Annotated in this window: 15 protein-coding genes; 1 reads left to right on the top strand and 14 read right to left on the bottom strand. The window is 49.7% G+C overall.

Annotated features, from left to right (window positions below; all coding sequences use genetic code 11):
- Nucleotides 1-16: 16 nt before the first annotated feature.
- Nucleotides 17-1,564: a helicase HerA-like domain-containing protein gene (locus tag BMW65_RS16920; protein WP_090607158.1), complete on the bottom strand. Its 1,548-nt coding sequence runs from the start codon at nt 1,562-1,564 to the stop codon at nt 17-19.
- A 16-nt stretch (nt 1,565-1,580) separates the two neighbouring features.
- On the opposite strand from BMW65_RS16920, the gene BMW65_RS16925 reads away from it, so the two are divergent.
- Nucleotides 1,581-1,901, top strand: coding sequence for a hypothetical protein (locus tag BMW65_RS16925; protein ID WP_090607159.1), 321 nt, complete (start codon nt 1,581-1,583; stop codon nt 1,899-1,901).
- On the opposite strand, the gene BMW65_RS16930 is transcribed toward BMW65_RS16925, so the two are convergent.
- The 13 genes from BMW65_RS16930 to BMW65_RS16990 form a co-directional block, all read right to left on the bottom strand.
- Complete coding sequence (locus BMW65_RS16930; protein ID WP_218145439.1) at nt 1,898-2,995, bottom strand: glycoside hydrolase family 43 protein; 1,098 nt, start codon at nt 2,993-2,995, stop codon at nt 1,898-1,900. The two genes, BMW65_RS16925 and BMW65_RS16930, sit on opposite strands and share 4 nt — an antisense overlap.
- Before the next feature lie 3 nt (nt 2,996-2,998).
- On the bottom strand, nt 2,999-3,844 hold the full coding sequence (locus BMW65_RS16935; RefSeq protein ID WP_090607161.1) for an alpha/beta hydrolase: 846 nt from the start codon (nt 3,842-3,844) through the stop codon (nt 2,999-3,001).
- Nucleotides 3,845-3,916: 72 nt separating this feature from the next.
- Nucleotides 3,917-5,461: a sulfatase gene (locus BMW65_RS16940; RefSeq protein ID WP_090607162.1), complete on the bottom strand. Its 1,545-nt coding sequence runs from the start codon at nt 5,459-5,461 to the stop codon at nt 3,917-3,919.
- Between the two features lie 78 nt (nt 5,462-5,539).
- Nucleotides 5,540-7,093: a TlpA family protein disulfide reductase gene (locus BMW65_RS16945; protein WP_090607164.1), complete on the bottom strand. Its 1,554-nt coding sequence runs from the start codon at nt 7,091-7,093 to the stop codon at nt 5,540-5,542.
- 91 nt (nt 7,094-7,184) lie between these two features.
- Complete coding sequence (locus tag BMW65_RS16950; protein ID WP_090607165.1) at nt 7,185-7,859, bottom strand: DUF3823 domain-containing protein; 675 nt, start codon at nt 7,857-7,859, stop codon at nt 7,185-7,187.
- Nucleotides 7,860-7,876: 17 nt separating this feature from the next.
- A complete protein-coding gene (locus tag BMW65_RS16955; protein ID WP_090607167.1) occupies nt 7,877-9,709 on the bottom strand; it encodes a RagB/SusD family nutrient uptake outer membrane protein in 1,833 nt (610 codons plus the stop codon).
- Between the two features lie 32 nt (nt 9,710-9,741).
- Nucleotides 9,742-12,882 carry a SusC/RagA family TonB-linked outer membrane protein gene (locus BMW65_RS16960; RefSeq protein ID WP_090607168.1) on the bottom strand — a complete coding sequence of 1,047 codons (3,141 nt, stop codon included), beginning with the start codon at nt 12,880-12,882 and terminating at the stop codon, nt 9,742-9,744.
- Between the two features lie 92 nt (nt 12,883-12,974).
- Nucleotides 12,975-14,183 carry an enolase C-terminal domain-like protein gene (locus BMW65_RS16965; RefSeq protein WP_218145440.1) on the bottom strand — a complete coding sequence of 403 codons (1,209 nt, stop codon included), beginning with the start codon at nt 14,181-14,183 and terminating at the stop codon, nt 12,975-12,977.
- 45 nt (nt 14,184-14,228) lie between these two features.
- On the bottom strand, nt 14,229-15,773 hold the full coding sequence (locus tag BMW65_RS16970) for an MFS transporter (protein WP_090607169.1): 1,545 nt from the start codon (nt 15,771-15,773) through the stop codon (nt 14,229-14,231).
- 8 nt (nt 15,774-15,781) lie between these two features.
- Nucleotides 15,782-16,624 (bottom strand): sugar phosphate isomerase/epimerase family protein, encoded by an 843-nt coding sequence (locus tag BMW65_RS16975; protein ID WP_090607171.1) that lies wholly within the window; start codon nt 16,622-16,624, stop codon nt 15,782-15,784.
- A 20-nt stretch (nt 16,625-16,644) separates the two neighbouring features.
- Complete coding sequence (locus BMW65_RS16980) at nt 16,645-17,754, bottom strand: Gfo/Idh/MocA family protein (protein ID WP_090607172.1); 1,110 nt, start codon at nt 17,752-17,754, stop codon at nt 16,645-16,647.
- 38 nt (nt 17,755-17,792) lie between these two features.
- On the bottom strand, nt 17,793-18,509 hold the full coding sequence (locus BMW65_RS16985) for a ThuA domain-containing protein (RefSeq protein ID WP_218145441.1): 717 nt from the start codon (nt 18,507-18,509) through the stop codon (nt 17,793-17,795).
- 17 nt (nt 18,510-18,526) lie between these two features.
- The gene (locus tag BMW65_RS16990; RefSeq protein WP_177181176.1) at nt 18,527-21,907 is read right to left on the bottom strand and encodes a PVC-type heme-binding CxxCH protein; all 3,381 of its coding nucleotides are present in this window, start codon (nt 21,905-21,907) and stop codon (nt 18,527-18,529) included.
- Nucleotides 21,908-22,018 lie beyond the last annotated feature (111 nt).

Raw genomic sequence — 22,018 nt, forward strand, 5'->3', positions numbered from 1 at the left:
CGACTTCTATGTTATCTCAACGTTTTCTTCGAAACATGGCAGCCAATATCCCGCTGGCAATCTTACCCAATAGTTTCACGCCTTCCCTTGCCAGCGTTGTCGTGGCCGCTTTTTGCGCCGCTTCGAGGGGTGTTTGCCGGGTACTTGTCCGGCCGGTGCGAGTTGTTGTCTTTTTCCGGTCAATTTCCTCCCTAGCCTGCTGCGCAGCATGCGCCTGCAGCTTATCTTCCAATATTTCGGCCGCGCTCCGCCTATCCACAGGCTGGTGGTATTTGGCATAAAAAGGCGAGCTATTCACCAATTGCGTATACGTGTGTGCATCCACAGGGCCCATTACAGCACGTGGTGGAATAAGGTGCGTGGCCACCACCTCCGTAGGGATCCCCTTGTCATTGAGTACCGTGATGAGGGCTTGCCCTGTACCGATTGCCGTCAGCACCCGGTCTATCTCATAAAAATCTGATTTCGGATACGTCTTGACGGTTTTTCGCAATGCATCAGCATCATTCGGCGTAAACGCCCGCAATGCATGCTGCACGCGGTTGCCCAACTGTCCCAGCACACTTTCGGGAATATCAGTGGGGGCCTGCGTGCAGAAAAAGACCCCCACGCCTTTAGAGCGGATGAGCCGCACGATCTGTTCTACCTGGGTGAGGAATGCTTTGGATGCATCCTTGAATAGCAGGTGGGCCTCCTCAAAGAAAAAAACCAACTTCGGTTTATCCAAGTCGCCCACTTCGGGCAGCTGTTTAAATAGCTGCGCCAGCAAGCTCAGCAAAAATGTCGAAAACAATACCGGTTGGTCTTGAATATCCGAGATGTTCAGCAAGCTGATGACCCCTTTGCCATCCACCCGTTCAAACAGGTCGTTGATATCAAATTCTTTTTCACCAAAGATATCGGATACCCCCTGTTGTTCCAGCGCGACCAGCTTACGCAATATTGTTCCTGATGTACTTCCGCTGATACGGCCATAACTATCTTTGATTTCCTCGGCACCCGGCCCGTCCGTGAGGTAGCTGAGCAGCTTCTTCAAATCTGCAAAATCCACCAACGGCAGTTGGGTATCTTCCGCATACTTAAACAGCGCAGCCAGTACACCCGTTTGCGTATCGTTCAGCTCCAAGATGCGCGCCAGCATCACCGGCCCGAAATCTTCCACCGTGAGCCGCATGGGGTTACCTATTTTGCCAGATAGCGAAAATAGTTCTATGGGGAAGCCCGATGGTGCAAAAGGCCATGCCAAAGCCTCCCCCCGCTCCACCAACGCAGGGTTGGATTCGCCGGGCTGATGCAAGCCGGATAGGTCGCCCTTTACGTCCAGCAAGAATACCGGCACGCCCGCATCAGAAAGTTGTTCGGCAATCAGTTGCAGCGTACGGGTTTTGCCCGTACCTGTAGCCCCCGCAATCAAGCCGTGGCGGTTCATCATTTTTAAGGCGAGGTTTACTTTTGCCTGGGCCACAACTTTTCCGTCGAGTAATCCCGCCCCAAGGAAAATAAAAGCCCCCTTTGGATTGTAGGAGGCAACTATTTTTTCAATAAATTCGGCTTGAGTTCCCATAAAGCGTACCACGAATATGATGGGTGAAAGTACATACTTCCTCGGGGAAATCCAAATTAAGGAAGACTTTGCTGAAATCGAACAAAATTATCCCTTAGGGGTTATCAAAATAAAAGTCATGTTGAAGAACCCTACATTCGCCATAATAGCAGTAACGGCTTACTTGATAATTTTTGTGGCAATGACCAGGCTGTACCCCGATCCTTCCTTATTGTTCGCCATGTATTCATTATCCCCATTGCTGGTAATCTGGATGGTATATACCATCATCCGCTATGGCCACTATGATGGGCCGGAGCTAAGGGAAGATCAGGAATGGGGTTATGAAAAGATTTAAGGCAATACACGCAATATTCCCTTGTCGTTTATTTCCATTTCATTGATGAAAACCATCCGGTCGTCGCCGGTCTTTTTGGTACGGCCGTGATATACACACCACATCCGGCCATCCGGCAGGAATACCACACTATTGTGGCCCGTACCCGTCACATCACCACCCTTTGCTGTATTTTTCTCCAGCACCGGATTATTGGCCGCCTTGGTATACGGTCCCAAGGGATGTTTTGCAGTGGCGTAACCCACCGCATAATTTTCCCCCGCAAAGTGGTTGGCCGAATACATCAGGTAGTACGTGTCGTCCTGTTTGAACGTAAAGGAGCCTTCCGTCCAGCGGCGGTTGACCTCGCGGCTAGTCACCGAGCGGCTCTCCCATTCGGCCTGGGCATCGTCCATCGTGACAGGCGGACGTAAGAGCAATACAGGCTCCCCGATGACGCCTGAAAAGTCCGGTTTGAGCTCCACACCATACACCCAACTTTCTTCGATTTCCTCAAACCACCCTTTGTTGCGTGCCCAATCAGCCACTTCGCTCTCCACGGGATGTTTGTAGCAGCAACGGGAATAGTACAGGTAGAGCTTCCCATCTTCGGCGAAATAAACATTGGCGTCAATAATGGGATACCCGGGGTCGAATATCGGGTGGTTTTGCAGGTCGATAAAAGGTCCTGTGGGCTTGTCGGCCACGGCAACGCCAATACGGAAGTTTTCCAGTTCCTTACCGGGATTGTCTTTCCATTGCGCGCTATAGAACATATAAAATTTGTCCTTATGCGCATATACTTCAGGTGCCCAGTATGCTCCACCCCATGCAGCGGTGGAATCACTCCAGCCATTTTCGTTGCTGGCATCATAAACTTGACCTTCGTTCTTCCAGTTCGCCAGATCAACAGCGGAATAGACCGCGAAACCGTTCTTGGCACCTCCTCCGGTACCATACATGTAATAGCGATCCGTCGCATCGTCATAAATGACGTACGGATCGCCGAAGGCAACATCCAGTGGGTTATTGGGTAGCGACAGGGCTTCCTGTGTATTACCGACGTGCGGCATTGCGAATAAAACGGCGGCAATAATTATACTGAATTTCATCATATTCTATTTCTTTGTCAATTCGTTTACATGATGCAACAGGATGTGAAATCCGGGTGCGGCCATGGCGCCATGGTCAAAGCCATCCAGCTCGTACAAATACACCTGTTGGTGGCCTGCAACCTTCATCATTCGGTAGAAATAGGCGCTCTCCTCATACCTACCGAGCATTTCCAGCTCGCGGTCGCCCGACACCAACACCAGTGGCGGTGCATCGCTGCGCACGTGGTACAGTGGGGCATATTCGTCCACGATGGGTTGCGTATCTTTTATGCCACGTTCTGCTCGGATAGTCATATGCGTAATGGCATGGCCGCTGAAATCGATGATACCTGCCAGCTGGTCGGCATCCACGCCATACCGTTGCAACCAAGACTTGTCCAATCCGACCATCGCCGCGAGGTAACCTCCGGCGGAATGTCCGGTAGCGAATATCTTGCCCGGATCTCCCCCATATTCGCCGATGTGCTGAAATACCCAAGCTATCGCTGCGGCAGCGTCATCGATATAGGCCGGGTTTTTGACTTTCGGACTAAATCGGTAATTAACGGCTACCACGGCAATGCCTTTTTCCTGAAGTTCTTCGGGAATAAATTTCTCGCCCCCGGTCAAGCCGCCGCCATGGAACCATACCACCGTGGGGAAATCTTTCGCTTGCTCGGGATAGTAGATATCGAGCACGCAACGCTCGCGGATATAGTCGTCATCGGCGACATCCGGACGGTAGTTGATGTTCTGCACGAGCTGATAGGTAACGGGCGTAGTACCTTGTTGTGCATATGCGGCAAGCACAAAAGCGACCAAGCACCAGCCTATTACTAAGGGATAGTACCTTTTTCTATTTATAGTCATACCTAACTATGTTGATTCTAACTTTTCGATATCGAATTGCTAAGGTACACAATGCTGCCGAAAATGGAAAACCTACTCTCGTCGCGGACTTTGTGGCCGCGGGGGCATCGCTGCCGGGTGTCGTCCAAGAATTGACTGAAGCGTAGCCCTTACCTCCGGCTGTTCATCGGCGATGTTCGTTATCTCCATCGGGCCATTTTGATAGTCATACAATTCATATGCTGCGGCTTCCGCCGGGTCATCGATTTTCGTCCACTCCACCAAGCGGTAGCGGTCGGTGCGGATAGCCCTTCCCAATCGACCACCCCTTGGAAAACTATGGTAAGCATGGTCGCGTATCCGTGCCTCCGGATTGTTGAGCACCGATACCATGCTTAATCCGTCAAGCGACTGCGTTACCTCGGGAGCAGGAAGACCGGCGAGATCCGCCAAGGTAGGATAGATATCCACGGTCTCAGCCAGCTGCGTGGTATGCGCCCCCTTAGAACCCATATCCGGCGCTGCGATGATCAACGGGATACGGTTAGCCAGCTCATAATTGACGTGTTTGGTCCACATACCCATCTCTCCGAGCATATAACCATGGTCGCCCCAAAGCACCACGATCGTGTTATCGTCGAGTCCAAGCGCGGCCAATTCATTCAACACCTTACCAATTTGGACATCGACATAGCTGACTCCGGCATAATAACCATGAATCAACTTACGGGAGAGGCTATCCGGAAATGGCGCTTCGGTCACGGTCGTTGGGATCGGAATATACTGATCGATTTCGTCGCCATATTTCACGGCATACGACGGTGCCCCCTCCGGTCGGCGGGTATGTTGCGGCAACGGGAGTGCACTTTCGTCATACATATCCCAATATTTTTTCGGCACCGAAAAGGGAAGGTGTGGCCGAGCAAAACCTACGGCAAGGAAAAATGGGCGATCCGGATTCGATTTCAAGTTCCTAAGCCGCTCGATGGCCCGATTTGAAATACGCCCATCTGCATACGCATCGTCGGCGACATCCGGTGATTCCCAGGCCAATCCCCTGGGCAGCGATCGCGCGTATCCCCACTCCATATTGGAAAACAACGCCTCTTCGCGGGTAAATCCTTCTTTTTTACTGGCCGAATCCACATACTCGATAACCCGATCTTTGTAGTGCGGTACGCTCCAAGAGGCCGTATCGTCATACGTGTTGTGCCCCACATGAAACACCTTGCCCATCGATTCCGCATGATAGCCGTGTTGCTTAAAATATTGCGGCAGTGTCACCGCATCGGGGTAATGGTCGCGGAAATCACTCCCGAAGTTATAGATTCCTGATGACGTGGACCGGCTGCCGAGCAACAGGTTATACCGGGAAGGGCCACAAACGGCTTGATTGGAATATGCTCGCTTAAACAGCAGGCCTTTTGCAGCCAACTTATCCATATTGGGCGTAATGGCTATGGAGTCTCCATAGGCACCGATTGCGGGACGCAGATCGTCGACCAGGATCAGTAATACATTGGGCTTGTCCGGTTTGTGCGCCGTAGTACAAGAAATGCCAACCCAAAGCCCAACAAGGACATATACCGTCGTCCATTTGGTCTGTCTGTGTCTTGGTTTATGGTTACGTCTGGTCATTACTGTTTTATATCTTGATTTTGCCATTCAAAAGCGGTCCTAAAGCTACAAACGATTAACATTATAATTGTATTGCGATTAATCCAAAAGCTTCAGCAATTCCAATTCAAAACTGCTTTCGCTCGGCCTGTAAAAATCCTCATCCAATACCCTCCCTTCATTATTGATCACCAAATACCGGGGAATATTCCGTATGTTCAATAATTTGGTTAATGGGGATTCCCTAAAGTTCGCTAATCGATATTGATTAGGTTTGTTATAAATTGCGTTCTTTTTTGCAACTGCAACCCATTTATCAACATCTTCTTCCTTGTCTATGCTGATTGCCAGAAATCGGATAGGCTTATCCCGGAACTTTTCCGCTGTTTTTTTCAAATCGGGCATCTCCATAATACAGGGTACGCACCAGCTTGCCCAGAGATCAACCAACGTTAACATATAGTCCTTGTTCATGACAATACGCTTGAAATCAGATTTGTTTCCTGCGAAATCATGCAACTCAACCGGAGGCAAATCAGTTATGACTTTCATTTCGTGGTTCGCCGACTGCTCATTATCTTCAATGATAAAGCGATAGCGGCCACCCGCAAAAGCTTTTAACGCTGCTTTTGCCTGGCTGAAATCGGTAAAGGTTGCTGACAAAATGTTTGTCAGTTGATAGAGCGTATCTAAAAATGGATCTTGTGTATGTATGGATTGAAGCTCCTTATTGATAGCTGTTATCTCTTTAGGCGAATGAACAAAGGTTCCGGCGACGGCGGAAACAAGGTGTTGCTTATACATATCAGTTTGTTTCAACTGCTGGTCCGCATAAGCAGCAGCTTCCCACATATCGGTTTTATCCACGTCTCCATGTTGTTTCTTGGCATTGTACGCAATGAGTGCCCCAAAAATAGTTCCCTTGGTTGTTGCGTCAATCGAGCGGATTTCATCCATGTGTTGGAATAGATCTTCGTATAAACTATCCGTCAATCCGGAGCTGGCTACAGCCGGATCGGCTAACAAATGCGCGATGGCCGTATATTTGATGTTGCTGTTCAGGCTACTTAATAAGCGGGCTTTTACTTCGGGCATAGCGAGGGCGGCAATAGCGGTTTCGTTTTTCTGAAACGCTGCGTCAATATCTTGCGTTATACCCGCTACACCTATTTCCGCAAGGCGTTTTTGCTGTCGCTTACCATCGTGTTCGTAAAAATCTTTCGGTACGACAATCAAGCTATCAACGAAGTTTGGCAACCCGGACGAATAGTGCATGGAAAGCGCACCGTCATCGTGCCTATCCAATACCACACTGTCGCCGGGACTTAGTAGCAGGCCATATATCCGAAGTATCGGATCGCCGTCCGGGACGACCAAAACATTTCCAGAAACCAAAAGCAACGGCTTATCAATCCATATTTTTTCTTCGAATAAGGAGTCCTTTGTCGTAGCATTTTTAAGGGCAATGCTACGGCGGTACACATCGAAGACATTGAATATGGCCCTTTCGCCGGGCTTTAAGGATATGGAAAGTGACGCTTGAAGTATGTCTTGTTCATGATTTTCCGTCTTGGAATGTTTTGATTCCTCCCGTGAAAAACAGGAAACAAACATTAAGGAGGAAATCGACAAGATAATAAAAAAGACTTTCATAAAATATGACTTGACACCACCTCTTCAACTATAAAAATAACCGCTACCGCCCCAATCGACGATAGCGGTAAAATTATAAGAAACAAACAAGTTATCGCAACTTCACTACCTGCGAATAAATTGCCTGATCCTTACCTGCTGGGCGTAATCCCACACGGGCGAACAAGGCTCTACCTGAGTTGAAGTCGGCATTATTCGTGAGGTCAAGTGCCCCTGTGACGGTATTTCCTGCGGTCACGCCATTGATATCGAGCCGAGCGGTATATGACACATCATCGACGAAGGACGTTTTGCCCACCAAAATCATTACATACTCGATATCCCTACCACCCGCCACTTCGTTGATCTGAAACGAGGCGTTAGCACTATTGCCACTCAGTGACAGCTGTACATTCGACAAGGTATAGAACGGCGTAACTTCGACATCTACATTGGTTGTACCGCTCAGGTTAATCACGGTAGTATCCCGATCGTTTACCCACGGGCCATTGTTGTCGCGAGTGACCAGTTTGTACTCACCGTCAAATACTTTCGCCTCAAAGGTGCCATCCTGCCCTACGTAGACCGGGATGGGATTACGTAATTCGTAACCATCTTGATATAGTTGAAGCTGTACCGCCTCTCCCGTACCCCGCACGCCGACCGGCTCACCATTGTAGACGACGCGTCCATATATGGTCGATTCTGGAGCGTCATAATTATCCAATCCGCAACTGCTTACCACAACTACCGCTGGAAACAGCAACATATTCAAATATTTTCTCATTTTCTTTCAACTAAAATTTACTGAAACGGATTCAACACAATCTTCGGATTTGCATTCTGCCACGCCAAATCGATGAAGTTATAATAGTTCCTCAACTCAAAGAACCGGGGATGCAAGGAATTGCTAAATGTTAGCCTATCGAACACATATTTCCCATCATTCGGTGTGCCGGGAGCGACCACCAAGTAGGGGAATAAAGCCCATTGTTGGGCCGTTGGGCTATTCACTACACCATTCCATACAATGTGGGCCAAACGGAAACGTTTCAAATCCCAATAGCGGTGATCTTCAAATGCAAATTCCACCCGGCGTTCTTGCACGATATCGTCCAACGTCACGGAGGTCAGCGGCTGTATCCCAGCACGCTCGCGCACTTGGTTGATGTAACCAACCGCTACAGATTGCTGGCCTAATTCCATCGCGGCTTCGGCAGCAATCAATACCGCTTCGGCAAAACGGAAGCGGGGGAACCACATTTCGCTGTTACGACCACGGGTGGATGCCCCAGCGGCCTCGTCCAAAAACTTACGGAAGAAAAAGCCTGTTTTATTAATATACTGCTCATTAGAACGATTCGGACCATTAGATGAGGTAATCAGCCTGCCTTGGCTATCCCGCTCACCGGGCTGTCCGGTAATCGTCTGCCAAGCGCCATTCGTCCAAACTTTCTGGCCAGCTTGCAATACAACAGGAGTTCCTTTGAATATCGCATTAGGCGTGATTACTGACCCGCCCAGCCTCGCATCCTTATTGGCGAACGCATCAGCCGGATCGTCATAGAAAACATAATTTCCCTGATTATCCCGAATGTGAATCGAACCATCCCTGTCGTTTACGTATTCGAAGTCCTCGACCAGATTGAGTATTGGTCCCGCAGCAGCACGATCAATATCCTCTGCATGTGATCCTGGGATATTTTGTGTGGTAAAACCAACGGTTTGGCCCGGATAACGATAATCCCTTGCCCATATTACCTCCGTATTATTGTCCTTTACACTCAAAGCCTCGTAAAAATTACGTTCCAAATCATCAGGCTTGTTTAGCTGTAGTTCATAAGGGCTGTTATTGATAATGTCCTGTGCTGTGGCTAACGCTTGTTCATAATACCCGTTGGCTCGCTCTGCGGGAATACCAACTTCACCGCCCGCAGTACGAATCGGGCTATTCATTTTGTTGTTATAATTTGCCAATGATCCTGCATAAATGGCCGCACGGGCTTTCAACATCAGCGCTGCCCATTTATTGGCTCTTGCAGAATTGACAGTCTTCACATCGTCGAGCATGGCTGACACCGCCTCGCATTCTTCAATGATATAGTCATATATCCCCGCCTCTGTGGAACGCGGATACTGCAATGTGGTAATATCCATACCGCTTTCATAATCGAACACCTCGTCGCCTACAATGGGCATCCCCCCTAATCCACGGGCCATGTTGAAATAGGTCCATGCCCGAAGGAATCGGACTTCTCCCTCATATACCTGCTTCTCAATGTCAGTAATCACCGTAGTGGCACGAAGGCTTTGAAGAAACTGATTGATGTTACGGATTAAAGTATAATCATATACCCGCCATTGCTCATTGCTGTAATTCTGAATATTATCTGGCCCTCCATCGGATTTGCCAGCTTCGTCCAATACAGTGTACTGAATCCAGTCACCAATATGTTGACTCCAGGTCACACGACCATAGAAGTTAGCCAACACGGATTCGATCATGACGGCATCGCTAAACACCTGATCATCCGTTAGAATTTCGTCGGGTTCGCGTTCAAGGAATTCCGAACAGCTGCTAAAGCACGACAGTCCTCCGGCCAACAACAACACTTTGAATATGCTTGACTTTTTCATAATGCTTTCTTTCTTTAAATATGTTCAACCTACTAAAACCTGACGTTGAGTCCAAAATTCATAATCCGATACGTGGGATATCCCAATCCGTTTGTGGAATCCATTTCTGGATCGATGCCAATCAGGTTCGTCAACGTATATAGATTTTGGCCAGAGAAATATACTCTTACGCCAGTAATTGAAAGTGGCTCAAGAATACGCGCGGGCAACGAGTAGCCAAAATCCAAGTTTCGGAGTTTAATATACCGAATACTCTGTTTCCAAAAATCGCTATTCCAATAGTTGCTGTGCGCGCTGTTACCAATCAGGGGCATAGGATATTTACCCGGGATCAACTCACTATTGGCATCCCAGATATCGGATAATCCCCAGGCATCATCGAAGTAATATTGCGGGTTGTTCCCTCCATCGTGGAAGGGGTTACGCATTTCCCATTCTTTGTAGAAAGTAAACATACCTCCGCCGGAAAAATCGAGTGACAAATCGAATCCCTTATAAGCGAATGAAAAATTTAAACCAAAATTGAGTGCCGGAGTAGAATCTTGGCGATATCCAATTGGACGTTCGTCCAGTCCGTTGATCACACCATCGCCATTTAAGTCTTTATACTTGACATCACCGGGGCGCAACGTGCGGTTACCTTGGCGGTCGTTATCGATCGGCCAACTGGCAATTTCTTCCCAGCTTTGGAATTGTCCATCGGATTGGAGTCCCCAGTTTAGGTAGCCAAATCTTTCCACAATCGAATTACGATACACATCCCATGAGTTGCTGAAGCGGGGCTTGTATCTTTCCCAATCATAAAAACGGGAAAATGTAACGTTGCCTGCCAATGAATAGGTCAATTCCCCCGCACGGTCATTCCAACGCACCGCCACTTCATAACCACGATGCATATCAGAATTGAGGTTTTCATTCGGCAAACCAAAACCGACTTCATTGGGCAACAAAACGTCATACCGTGCCGCTGGAAGGCCTGTACGTTTACGTTGGAAAAACTCAACTGTTGTGGTCAATCGATTACGGAGAAAGCCGGCATCAAAACCAATATTGGCCATTCTGGCACGTAACCAAGATAGCGTGGTAACCGGAAGTCCCCGAGGCTGTGTACCAACAACATATGCACCATCAATTACCGAAGAGGCGACGTTTACCCAATCGCCATTGGCATTACGGTATCGTTTGTAATTATAACCGCTCATGTAGTCGAACGGATTATAACCTGGCGTGTTGTCATCTCCCACCAGGCCATATGATCCCCTCAACTTCAAATAATTGACTACGCTTCCAAGCTTGCTATCTTTCCAGAATGACTCTTCGGAAGCCACCCAACCACCTGTCACGCCGGGGAAGAAGCCCCAACGATCATTGGGCGGGAATTTCCAGGAACCATCATACCGTCCGATAAACTCTATTAGGTATTTACCCGCATAATCATAGTTGACTTTTCCAATGTAACCAACGCGAGCCTGCGGATTCTCCCCGACATCATCATAGGTATCCATCGTTTCGTAGTCGATCAAGCCTAACGCATTGGAAGTCGGTATAGAGTGTACCCACGTGGTAGGCTCCTTCCTCAATATAGTCTCCACACCACCAACCAAGGCAAGATTATGATCGCCGAATGACTTGACGTAGTTCAATTGTACATTGGACGTCATCTCTTCCTTATGCCCCATGCGACGTTCCCGCCACGGGTTATTGTTTTCGAAGATTACGGGATAGGTATCCGTAGCCTCGTCATAGTTGTACAATTTATAGGTAAATTCGTGATTATCCAATCGCTGGTTTTCAAAAAAGTAGCCAACCAACGCCCTCGCGGTCAATCCATCAATAATGTCGTATGAAGCGTCAAAGTTTAACTGGGCCACACGCTTAGTATCCTGAAATTTACCTGACAAGTCGTAGGTTAGCCAGCCGAAGTTTGTACCAGGGTCATTCGACGTTAGTGTTGGATATTCAGGGTTATCGTTTGCAAACGGACGTACTGTGGGCAAGTTGCGGAACGTACCGAACCGGGGAAGCCATAAATCGTCTCCGCCAGGTACTCCAGGGTTCAATTTTTGTTGGTGCCGGGCGTTAAAAGTAACCCCTACACGAAAACGATCGGAAATATCAGATGTGATGCCCATTTGCACATTTGTTCGTTTGAAACCACCGTAGTTCACAATGACGTCGTTCTGGTTGAGGTGGCCCAGACTGAAATAGTAATTAATTTTGTCGGATCCACCCGACACATTTGCATTGAGATAAACCTGGGGAGAAGTCTCCCAAATGTAATCATACCAATCAAACGGCACATAACCCCTTTCTGTCCCTTGACGCCATTTCGCCAGATCATCCGCATCATATCGGTAATTAGTCGCTCCCTGAACGGTTTCAGATTGGATGTAATTTTCGACATAGGTTGCCGCATCTGCAGGCTTCGGAAATGTCGATAAATTTTGAAACCCATAATTAGAAGTCAAACTGATGGTATTCTTCGTATTTTGCCGTCCACGCTTGGTGGTTACGACGATAACGCCATTTGCCGCACGTACCCCGTAAATCGCCGCCGAGGCGTCTTTCAATACGGAAATGGATTCTATATCATTGAAATCCAAGTTATTGAATTGCTCGGCGTCTTTTTGCACCCCATCAATAACGTATAGGGGAGTGCCCATGTTACGGATTTGGATGTTGGTCGTCGCTCCGGGTCTCCCATCGTTTTGGCGAAAGTTTAAGCCGGGGATCTTTCCGACCAAGGCACCCGAAGTGGTAGACGCCAATGAACGGCTAATATCCTCCGCACCAATGACCGAGATCGAACCGGTCAACGACTCTTTCTTCTGTGTCAAACCAAACCCCGTCACCACCACTTCATCCAGCGATTCGGACGAAGGCGTAAGGGCAATTGACACCGTATTCTGCGTGGATCCCACAGCAACCCGTGCGTCCTCATATCCGAGAAAAAAGACCAGCAGGGAGTCGCTCCCCGAAGCCACTTCAATGGAAAACATCCCATCCGCCCCGGATGAGGTGGTTCGCTGGCTACTCAACACTCGGATAGTAGCCCCGCCGATCGGTGATTGATCCGCTGCATCCCTTACCGTCCCCGTGATGGAACGGGTTTGGGCCATTGCTATGGATAGTCCAACGCACCATAGCAACGCTACAAGTAAAGCTTTACTCATAATTGTTTTGTTTTAATTGTTTATAACTGTATTGGTTAACTGGATTTCGGACACGCTATCCGAAATCCGAAAAATGAAGATTTTTAGTTACCTCAACGCAACAATGCCATGCCAAATCCCGGCGCATTTGGTGGAACCAAACGCCCGTCTTTGATCGTGTAGCCGCTAAGGTCTACATCATCTGACGTACTCGTGACACCCTCAATCGTCACCGTATTTCCAAGACCTCCCGCCAAATGAGCCGTATAGTAAGATTTCAGCAACGAACCCCAGGCATGAGGTGATGCTTGCACATTGTATTGGACCAGCTTTGGCATAAGTTTCCGCCAGTTGGTAAATCCAAGCCCCTCAATGTCGGTAAGATGCACATCCATAAGCTTCTGCTCCATCAATTCGTCCAGCAACGCGGGATCGGGGTCAGCCTCGCCATCGGCAAGCAAACTGCTTACACCAGCATGCTGCATCCAATCCCGCAGCTTCCGGTAGTCTTCTACCGTTTCGTGAAAAGGCTCTTCGATCCAGAATAGCGGCGTATCGCCTATTCCCTTCAGGTAAGCCGTGAACTCATTTACGGTGAAGCCATTGTTGCCGTCTACCAATATATCGCAGTCCGGGAACGCCGCCGCTACGGCCTTGGTCACCTCGATATCCCTCGCCAATCCATCCTGCTGTGACATCCAGCGGTTGCCGCGACCGATTTTCAGCTTAAATTGCCGGTATCCGTATTCGTAATCGTAACGGCAGTTGGCAAGGACCTTGTCGATACCTCCCGGTGCATGAGCAGGCTCCAGATCGTCGAAGTAGATCATGCCACTGTAGTATTTGGTGGTAAACGGCTCTTCGCGTCCCAGCAATGCATATACGGGCTTATTCAGCGCTACCCCAGCCAAATCATGCAGCGCGATATCGAACGGGAGATACCGCTCATCCGTAATGCCTACCGATACTTGAAATACATCGGACAATTTCTTTCCCACCAACTCCGGGACGATGCGTTGCGCTTCACCACGACTGCTCCGCAATGACGCCCAACCGCTGGCTCCTTTATCGGTGGCAATCTTGCAAATGGTCAAACGTGGCCCGAATCCATGCACATCCAACCGGGCATTTTTGCCAACAAAACGCGGATATTGCAGCCGTACGTCTTCAAACGTCACCGACCGGATGGTGTGATAAGCCAGTTCGTTCTGCATACGCGCGGTCCGGCCGTCTGGAAACCATCCGGCAAACGCCGTCTTCGACATCAAACCCAACGCGGCACCAGCATTGAGTGTGTAAATAAATTCCCTTCTTTTCATCATAATTGGTTGTTTTTATCATTGGTTTGTACTAATTATCGGTTTTTCCTAATGGAGGCTTTCCGGTGCACCTTCAAGGACGACAGGCTTATACCCCCCTTTTGCCCTGAAATACAGGATGAGCCCGAGGAAAAACAAAAACATACCCATCGGCAGTATCGACACGGTAGACAGTGCGGATTTTTTTGCTTCATTTTCGACCCCAGCGATGACGCCCAGTGTCTCGGCATCCGCCAGCAAAAGTTTGTCCTGATTCAGGGCGTTGTATTCGCCAAAGATGCTCCGCTTGACTTCCGTAACATATTCACCGTGATACGTGGTATGGTGTTCCAGATCGTATACCTGTAATTTCGAATCGATTTCGCTGTCCTGCACGGCTCCTAAAAAGACGGCGCCGATAATGCCTACACCCAGTTGCCCTACCGCACTGGTGATGTTCAGCGCCAAGGCCCCGCCCCGGGGAAACTGCTCGGATACCACGCCCAGCATCGTGCCCCACAGGTAGGTCTTACCCAGGGCATAAAATCCGGCCGCCAGCAAAATGGTCGCCCCGGCAGAAAAAGACAGCCACTGCAAGCCTATGGCTGATATCAATGCACTGAACGCAAGGATACCCAGCGGCGAAATGCGTTTTGTAACTACTCCCGTATATAAGCGCAGTACCGTCATGATGATGGCGGTAAACACCAACACCCATCCTCCTTGAAAACCGAGTTTCTGCATTTCGGGCGTCATGAGGTCTGTGATCCAGCTATCCGTGCCCAGTTCCATGGTAGCCAAGGGCACCATCACGAGTAGCAACAAAACAAACAGCGGCCTGCCCAGTGCTTTGAGGTAAAACGCTACAAAAGCTACCACGGCCACGATGACCAGGATGCTGACCGGTGTGCCCCAACCCAGCAAATTGCCCAGCTCGAAGGCACAGAGGCTCGTGATAATGAGGAAACCCAACACGCCCACTTCGCGAAGCATGTCTACGTACTTCACCCCCGCTTTCACACGCTCATTGACCGGAAAATGCGCGTTGAATATCAATGCACCGTACGCAATCGTGGGCAATAGAATAAATAGCATCATGATCCGCCAGTCAACCTCGAAATGGAGTAGCGTAATACCAAATAGTCCGGCGATGGCGATACCCATCGGCCATCCGGCATGCAGGATATTCAGCCACTTGGTTTTTTCCCGCGGATACATACTGGCCACCACCGGGTTGATGACGGCCTCGGCAGCCCCGTTGCCCAACGCAAACAGGAACGTCCCGAAATAAAGCATCCAGTAGCCGTCGGCGAAAATGGTCAGCAACACGGAAGCCGCATGGCAGATAAAGGCAAAAATCATCGATTTTTTATAGCCGATCTGATCGATTACCAAGCTGAACAGTACAATGCTCAACGCAAACGGCCAGAAACTAACCCCGAAAATCTGTCCTTGCTGGGTCTTGCTCAGGTCAAAGCGGATGCCCCATTCGTGCATCAGGTAAGACCGGAACACGAATCCGAAGGCCGAAGCGACCAACACGACGAAACATCCCCAGAAAAGTTTTTTACTGGGTGCTTCGGGGTGCTGGGTGATTTGTATAGTGGCGTTCATACGTTAAGCTAAAATGTCTTCTTCAGGAAGGCAAAGCCTTCCTCGGCCAGTTCGTCGGCACTGGCTGCCAATGGTCGCCATATACTGGCCGCCCGCGCCAATTCTTTGGAGGGTTCACCGAATGTTTCAATGACCAAGCTTCCCCGATAGCCAATCGCCCGAAGGGCATCGCAGATACCAATCCAGTCGAGATGTCCCGTACCGGGCGTTCCCCGATCGTTTTCATTGGCTTGAACATGGACCAGTCGCCCCCCCAATTTGGTAATGCTTTTGGGAATGTTTTTTTCTTCGATATTGCTGTGGAAGGTATCCAGCAGGATCTTCAGCCGCTCACTCCCCACCTCATCCACCAATTCAATAGCCTGGTCAACCGTATTGACCATATCGGTTTCAAATCGATTTAGCGGTTCCAACGCTAAGGTCACGCCTAACGCTTCCGCACGCCTCGCCGCTTGATGCAGGTTTTCAAGGCACCACTGGCGTTCCTGACGTTTCTGCGCTTCGGAAACCAACCGCGTCTTGCCTACTGCGGAGTAGAGCGGCCCCCCGAACACGGGGCTTTCCAGTTCGCTGGCAATTTCGAGGCAGTCGATGATATAGGAAAGCCCGTTGGCCCGGATTTCAGGCCGCTCACTGGAAATATCCCGATCCATGCCGAAGGCACCGCTAACCGTTATGTTCAGCGCCAGATCCCGGCAAATTCGCTTTAAAGCAGCCCAATCAATCAAGTCCCGGTATTCCACAGCAATCTCAACCACGTCATAGCCTATATCTTTGACTTTGCGCAAGACGTCAAAAGAAGCCGTTGAAAACGGCGAAACCCAAACAAACGTGCTTATTCCTATATTCATCGCAACCAATCAACATTAACTTATTCAAAACTTGGTATTTCAATACGAATTCCGCCTTTCATGGCTGATTCATGGGCACATATTCCCGCACAGGTGTAGTTGGCGGCCAATGCTGCGTCCACCGCCGAATCGCGCCCTTCCACGATAGCCGCCACAAATTCCTGCACGAGGTGGGGATGCGAACCACCATGGCCAGCACCTTGCAGGAAAGACACGTGGTTCGGATCGTCTATCCGCTCGCGTTTCGTAAAATCTGCGATTTCCGGTATGAGTAGCTCGTCCGTATCGGGCACATCGATGCGCCGGGCATTTTCACCACCGTCAAAGATGACGTGTTCTTCGTCTTGCAGTTGTTCCCATTCAAAGGACATCTTGGTGCCGTAGACATCGTAGCTTTCCCGGTACTGGCGTACCACGTCAAACAATGAGCGGGTCGCTTCTGCCACTACATCCGAATCCTTTAACTTAAATGTTGCAGTTTCTACGGCATAGGGTGCATTATACCGGCTGGCCAAGTCATCGGATAGCCGGCCTGATCCGTGGCAAACCACCGATTCCGCGATCGTGTTATTGATGCGCAACAACGGGGATATCGCGTGGGTACCGTTTAGCATCGGCGGATATCCCTTCCAGTACTCGGCCCACCCTTCCATGCTCATGTCCTGGATATGCGATCCGCGAACAAATTGGATTTTACCCAGTTGGCCGCTTTCCGCCAGCTTCAATCCATATAGAAATTCCCGGGTATAAAGTGCCGTTTCCATCATCATGTACACCTTCCCGGCGCGACGCTTAGCCTCCACAATCGCTTTGCAGTCTTCCACAGTCATCGCCATCGGTATGGTACAGGCCGTGTGTTTGTTCGCGTTCAGTGACGCTAAGGTCATGCGGGCATGTTCAGGAACGGGGGTCACAACGTGGATGGCATCCACATCCTCCCGCTTCACCACGTCTTCGAAATCGGTAAAGACCAGGTTTTCATCCAAGTTAAACTTGGCTTTCAATTCATTAAGTGTGTTTTCGTTTCGCGTGCAGATGCCGACTGCTTTGATATCCGGATGCTTCTGATAAATGGGAATGAACTCTTTTCCAAATCCCATACCAACAATAACGACAGTGATTTTTGACATGTTCTATTCTTATTAGCTAGTTATATTTTTTCGATTTATTAATTTGCCGCCCAATTCACCGCATTGATAAGCAAGGCCTTGTAGGCCTCATGCTGATGGCTGTGCTCGTCATGTCCCAGGGTAATTCCCACGATTTTCGCTTTCGGATGCTTCACGGTAAATACGACCGGGTAAACCGCATCGGTTTCTTTGGACTGGCCGATGACCAGCACTTCAATTCCCCTTGCAGCTGGGTCGGGAATCTGACGATAAAACTCATCCTTGAACTCGAATGTTGCAGCTACTCCCTGCGTGATGGGATGTGCGGGATTGACCACATAGTTTTTGAATTCCTGAAATTTTTCGTGGCTCTTGCTGCCGCCCCCTACATAATTCAGGTTGTAAGCCGGCCAATCCGCCCAATTGTACCATACTGCGGCATGAAGCAGCAGTAAGCCCTTCCCCTTTTCAACAAATTTGGTAATGGCAGCCTGTCCTTTCGAGTCGATGGGCTGATTGTTGGCCAGGATCAGGAGGTCGGTATTTTTCAGATAGGCCGGTATGGAATCCGGCCGCTCGGTATACATGACACGGTAAGACCCGGTCGATTCAAGCGTCTTCGTATCTTCCTGACCGTACCACCGGCCGAAATCATGGGATCCGCCGCCGCCTACCATCAATATTCGAACCGGTTTGGTTTGGCCGAGCGCTGTGCCAATAACCATTACCCCCAGGATAAGGCCTGCAAATAACTTCATCGTGTATTTCATCTTCATATAATTAAGTTTCATCGTTACCTGACAACGCGCATGGTCCCGTTCATCCCCCGCCAGTGGCCGGGAAACGTACAGACATACGTATAGTCACCTGGTTGCTCGGGCGCGGTAAACTCCAGCGTAAAACTTTCGCCCGGGTTTACCAGCGGCGTGTGGTGCAATACCTCAGGAATCGCAGGCACATACTGGCGCTCGAATGCTTCCGACGATCGCAACATATCATCAGCCGCCTTGCCGACAATATCCAACGTTCCGGGCTGGATGATTAACAGGTTGTGCTGCATACCGTCCGGATTTTCAAAGACAAGTGTAATTCGCTTGCCAGCGGGTACGGTAATCAACTTTTTATCATATTGCATGATGTCTTTGACCGCTTTCAGTTCAATGCGCTCCGATGGCACGCTGCTCTTGGGATCCGCCACCATTGCTGCCCCGCCATGGGCAAATGCGGCAGATTGGTGCGCTTTGGACAACCTCACGACAGTGTTATTGATATTACCCGTGAATCCAGATGCGCCACCGTAGTCCGTGAACGCATAGGTCTCATCGAAGTCCTCGCCCGAACGTAGGTTAAGCGCCAACGGCTCGGCAAACAAGTGCATGATCTTGGCTTTGCCTTGGCTGGTACCATTTATGGATAGCTCAATTGAAGCATCCACCGTCACCCGCGCGTCGGCCACAAATTCACTGGGTAGGTTGCCACGCGAGGAGACGGTGGCCGTCTGGCCATGCTGGTAGACTTCAAAAAATAGCCGATTATTTTTGGTGTAAAGTGCGTAGCCAGCAGTTTTGTCACCCTGCCCCACAATCAATCCGTTGTAGGGTTGGTTATCCCGCCTGCGGACTTCCGTCTGGATATGGATTTTCTTGTTTGAGACATCCGGTGAGAAGGGGAAACGACTACGGCGGCCGAGCGTATACTGTTCATTGGCCAACGATTCGAGGATACGCCGGGCGAAGTTGCCCGTAGTTCGCGTAGACGCTAACTTAAAAAATGCGTCTTCGTGACGTGCAATCGCTGCGAACAGGGCTTGCGATAGCCACCTGTCGTTTTCGTTGGCTGGGTCACCGGTCGCTTCAAGCAGGGCTTTGGCAACAGCTTCCGACGCCGGATACTCGGCAAGCTTCACGAAAGCTGCCATACGGGTATTCAGGTTGGTATCGGCCAAGATACCGCTGTTCAGCAATGCATCGCGGGAGCGGTCGTCTACCGGAAGCGCTTGGGCAGTTGCTTTCCGCACACCTGCCGAGGGATGCTTGAAACCTTTTACGACGGCGTCGAATACGTCCTGCCGCTCGGCGATCAGGTTTAGCCCCTGCAACGTCCAAAGGGCATGGATAGCCGGAGCATTCAGTCCGATTTTATCAACCTTTTGGTCCGATGCAATCCGGATTAGTTCATCCGCAACATCGTCCTGTTGCCGCTCCACCAGCAGCCGCTGGGCATGCATCCGCCAGAATTTATTGTCGCTTTTCAGCGCCTTTAACAGGCCGCCTGTGTCGTCCTTGGAAAGCTTATGGGAGGTTTTATGTTTTGCATCGGTATATACTAACCGGTAAACACGGCCGTATTTTTTATCGCGTAGGTCGCTCTCAAATGCATTTCCTGGGCCATGCGGTTGCTCAATGAACGGCAATACCTTGTCCGAAGGGGCCTGCGCCGGTACGAATACATTGTGTTGAATGATGAAATTATACCAGTCGAGTATCCAAACGGCACCGTCAGGACCGACTTCAGCGTGGATCGGGCCGAACCATTCGTCTGAACTAGCTGCCAGGTTCCAGCCATCGTGCTCCTTGAAGCCGGCGCCGTCAGGTTCGATGACGGCATTGTGTATCAAGCGTACCGTCGGTTCGGTTACAAAGGCGACCTTATTCCAATATGTTTGGGGATAGTCACGTGCGGTATAGAGCTGATGCCCTGCGGCCGATGTGAAGCCGCCGACCACATCCACCTGCCGGAGGTTGGGTGTCATGGCATGCACGTCATAATGTCCATCGATTTTCTGAACGGCATTGATAGCGGGCCTCTGATCGTCCTCCTTGAACTGGCGCTGTACCAATTGTTCAGGCATCGAGTAATACGCACTATGGGTATTGTTGGCTGTAGAAATAAAGACGTTGTTGTCTTCAGTCATGCCCAACCCCCACGTGTTATTGCTGGTGGTCGCCAGGTATTCGAAATCTGTGCCGTCCGGCCTGAAGCGATACACACCCTGGCCAAAAGCCAGCCGTTTGCCATTGATGTGTCCATTAAATCCTGCATAACCGGTGACACCCCAAATCTTGTTGTCAAACCCATACTGCAGATTGGAAGGCCCAGCGTGCGTATCATTCTTATTCCAGCCTGTCATTATCGTATCCCGCACATCAACGACGTTATCTCCGTCCGTGTCTTTCATAAAGATGAAATGCGGTGCCATGGCCACAATTACGCCATCATTGGCAAACGTAAGGCTGGTGGCGATATTCAGTCTGTCGGCAAATACCGTAAACTTATCCGCCACGCCGTCCCCGTCGGTATCTTCACATATCTTGATCCGGTCATTTGCCTCCCCTTTCAACTCCACGAAATTATTGGGATAGTCGACGGTCTCGATGATCCACAGTCGCCCTTTTTCGTCCCAGCTCATCGCTATGGGATTAACGATATCTGGTTCAGAAGCAAATAGCTTCAACTCGAAACCAACGGGAACTTGTATCAGTTTCGCTGATTCTTCCGGTGAGAGCGGCTCCTGCATTTTCGGCACAAAATGCCGTGCAGTGAAATCAGCGATGGTATCTTCATAGATGCTCACACTTGGAATCTTCAATTGCGCGACCAATCCCATCACCCGGTCACCTATTGCCCATTGCACGCCTTTATTGATGGATCGCAGAAAATCCAGGTTTTTCCAGGTTGATTCATCGCTACCGTGCTCCGTATAAAATACACGGCCTTTCCCCTTGTTAAGCCGGTGTGCCAAGTCAGTCGCTAAGGTGTCTGTGACAGGCGTGCCGCCTTCGAGTGTCTTTGCAAACCACGCCGGGCTGGTGCCCGAAGGCTGTGCGCCGAGTACGATCAACCCTTTGCCACCATCCACGAATCCCGCTAACGCGCTTTCCTGACCAGATAAAATGGCGTCTGGCACCGTAAATAACACCAATCCGTCATATAAGCGGAGGTTTTTCTCGTTCAAGTCAGCGGCATCCGTTGTGTAGGTCAGGTTGATACCACTTTTGAAAAGTTCAATAGCCAACCAAGACGCGTACTTGCCGGACGCCCCCAATGCATCAGATGAGTCGGCGCTTTCGAAAAACAAGACCTCAGCTCGCCGCGGATAGTCGCGATTGTCATGGGTACATTGGATAAGAAACAGGCAAAAAAAGACAATATACAAGTAGGAAATTATTCTCATAAAATATAGTTCTATAATTGTCGACATACAAAAGTAGGTCGCAAAGCCACAGGAAAACCACGATATGTTATCCCTTTATAGTCAAATTATATCACCATTTATTATATTTAC

Source organism: Parapedobacter koreensis (genome assembly GCF_900109365.1).
In the GTDB taxonomy this organism is placed as follows: Bacteria; Bacteroidota; Bacteroidia; order Sphingobacteriales; family Sphingobacteriaceae; genus Parapedobacter; species Parapedobacter koreensis.

What these genes read in the sequence shown, in the direction of transcription:
- BMW65_RS16920 (WP_090607158.1), bottom strand. Translation starts at nt 1,564, where the DNA reads ATGGGAACTCAAGCCGAATTTATTGAAAAAATAGTTGCCTCCTACAAT.
- BMW65_RS16925 (WP_090607159.1), top strand. Translation starts at nt 1,581, where the DNA reads ATGATGGGTGAAAGTACATACTTCCTCGGGGAAATCCAAATTAAGGAA.
- BMW65_RS16930 (WP_218145439.1), bottom strand. Translation starts at nt 2,995, where the DNA reads ATGATGAAATTCAGTATAATTATTGCCGCCGTTTTATTCGCAATGCCG.
- BMW65_RS16935 (WP_090607161.1), bottom strand. Translation starts at nt 3,844, where the DNA reads ATGACTATAAATAGAAAAAGGTACTATCCCTTAGTAATAGGCTGGTGC.
- BMW65_RS16940 (WP_090607162.1), bottom strand. Translation starts at nt 5,461, where the DNA reads ATGACCAGACGTAACCATAAACCAAGACACAGACAGACCAAATGGACG.
- BMW65_RS16945 (WP_090607164.1), bottom strand. Translation starts at nt 7,093, where the DNA reads ATGAAAGTCTTTTTTATTATCTTGTCGATTTCCTCCTTAATGTTTGTT.
- BMW65_RS16950 (WP_090607165.1), bottom strand. Translation starts at nt 7,859, where the DNA reads ATGAGAAAATATTTGAATATGTTGCTGTTTCCAGCGGTAGTTGTGGTA.
- BMW65_RS16955 (WP_090607167.1), bottom strand. Translation starts at nt 9,709, where the DNA reads ATGAAAAAGTCAAGCATATTCAAAGTGTTGTTGTTGGCCGGAGGACTG.
- BMW65_RS16960 (WP_090607168.1), bottom strand. Translation starts at nt 12,882, where the DNA reads ATGAGTAAAGCTTTACTTGTAGCGTTGCTATGGTGCGTTGGACTATCC.
- BMW65_RS16965 (WP_218145440.1), bottom strand. Translation starts at nt 14,183, where the DNA reads ATGATGAAAAGAAGGGAATTTATTTACACACTCAATGCTGGTGCCGCG.
- BMW65_RS16970 (WP_090607169.1), bottom strand. Translation starts at nt 15,773, where the DNA reads ATGAACGCCACTATACAAATCACCCAGCACCCCGAAGCACCCAGTAAA.
- BMW65_RS16975 (WP_090607171.1), bottom strand. Translation starts at nt 16,624, where the DNA reads ATGAATATAGGAATAAGCACGTTTGTTTGGGTTTCGCCGTTTTCAACG.
- BMW65_RS16980 (WP_090607172.1), bottom strand. Translation starts at nt 17,754, where the DNA reads ATGTCAAAAATCACTGTCGTTATTGTTGGTATGGGATTTGGAAAAGAG.
- BMW65_RS16985 (WP_218145441.1), bottom strand. Translation starts at nt 18,509, where the DNA reads ATGAAGATGAAATACACGATGAAGTTATTTGCAGGCCTTATCCTGGGG.
- BMW65_RS16990 (WP_177181176.1), bottom strand. Translation starts at nt 21,907, where the DNA reads ATGAGAATAATTTCCTACTTGTATATTGTCTTTTTTTGCCTGTTTCTT.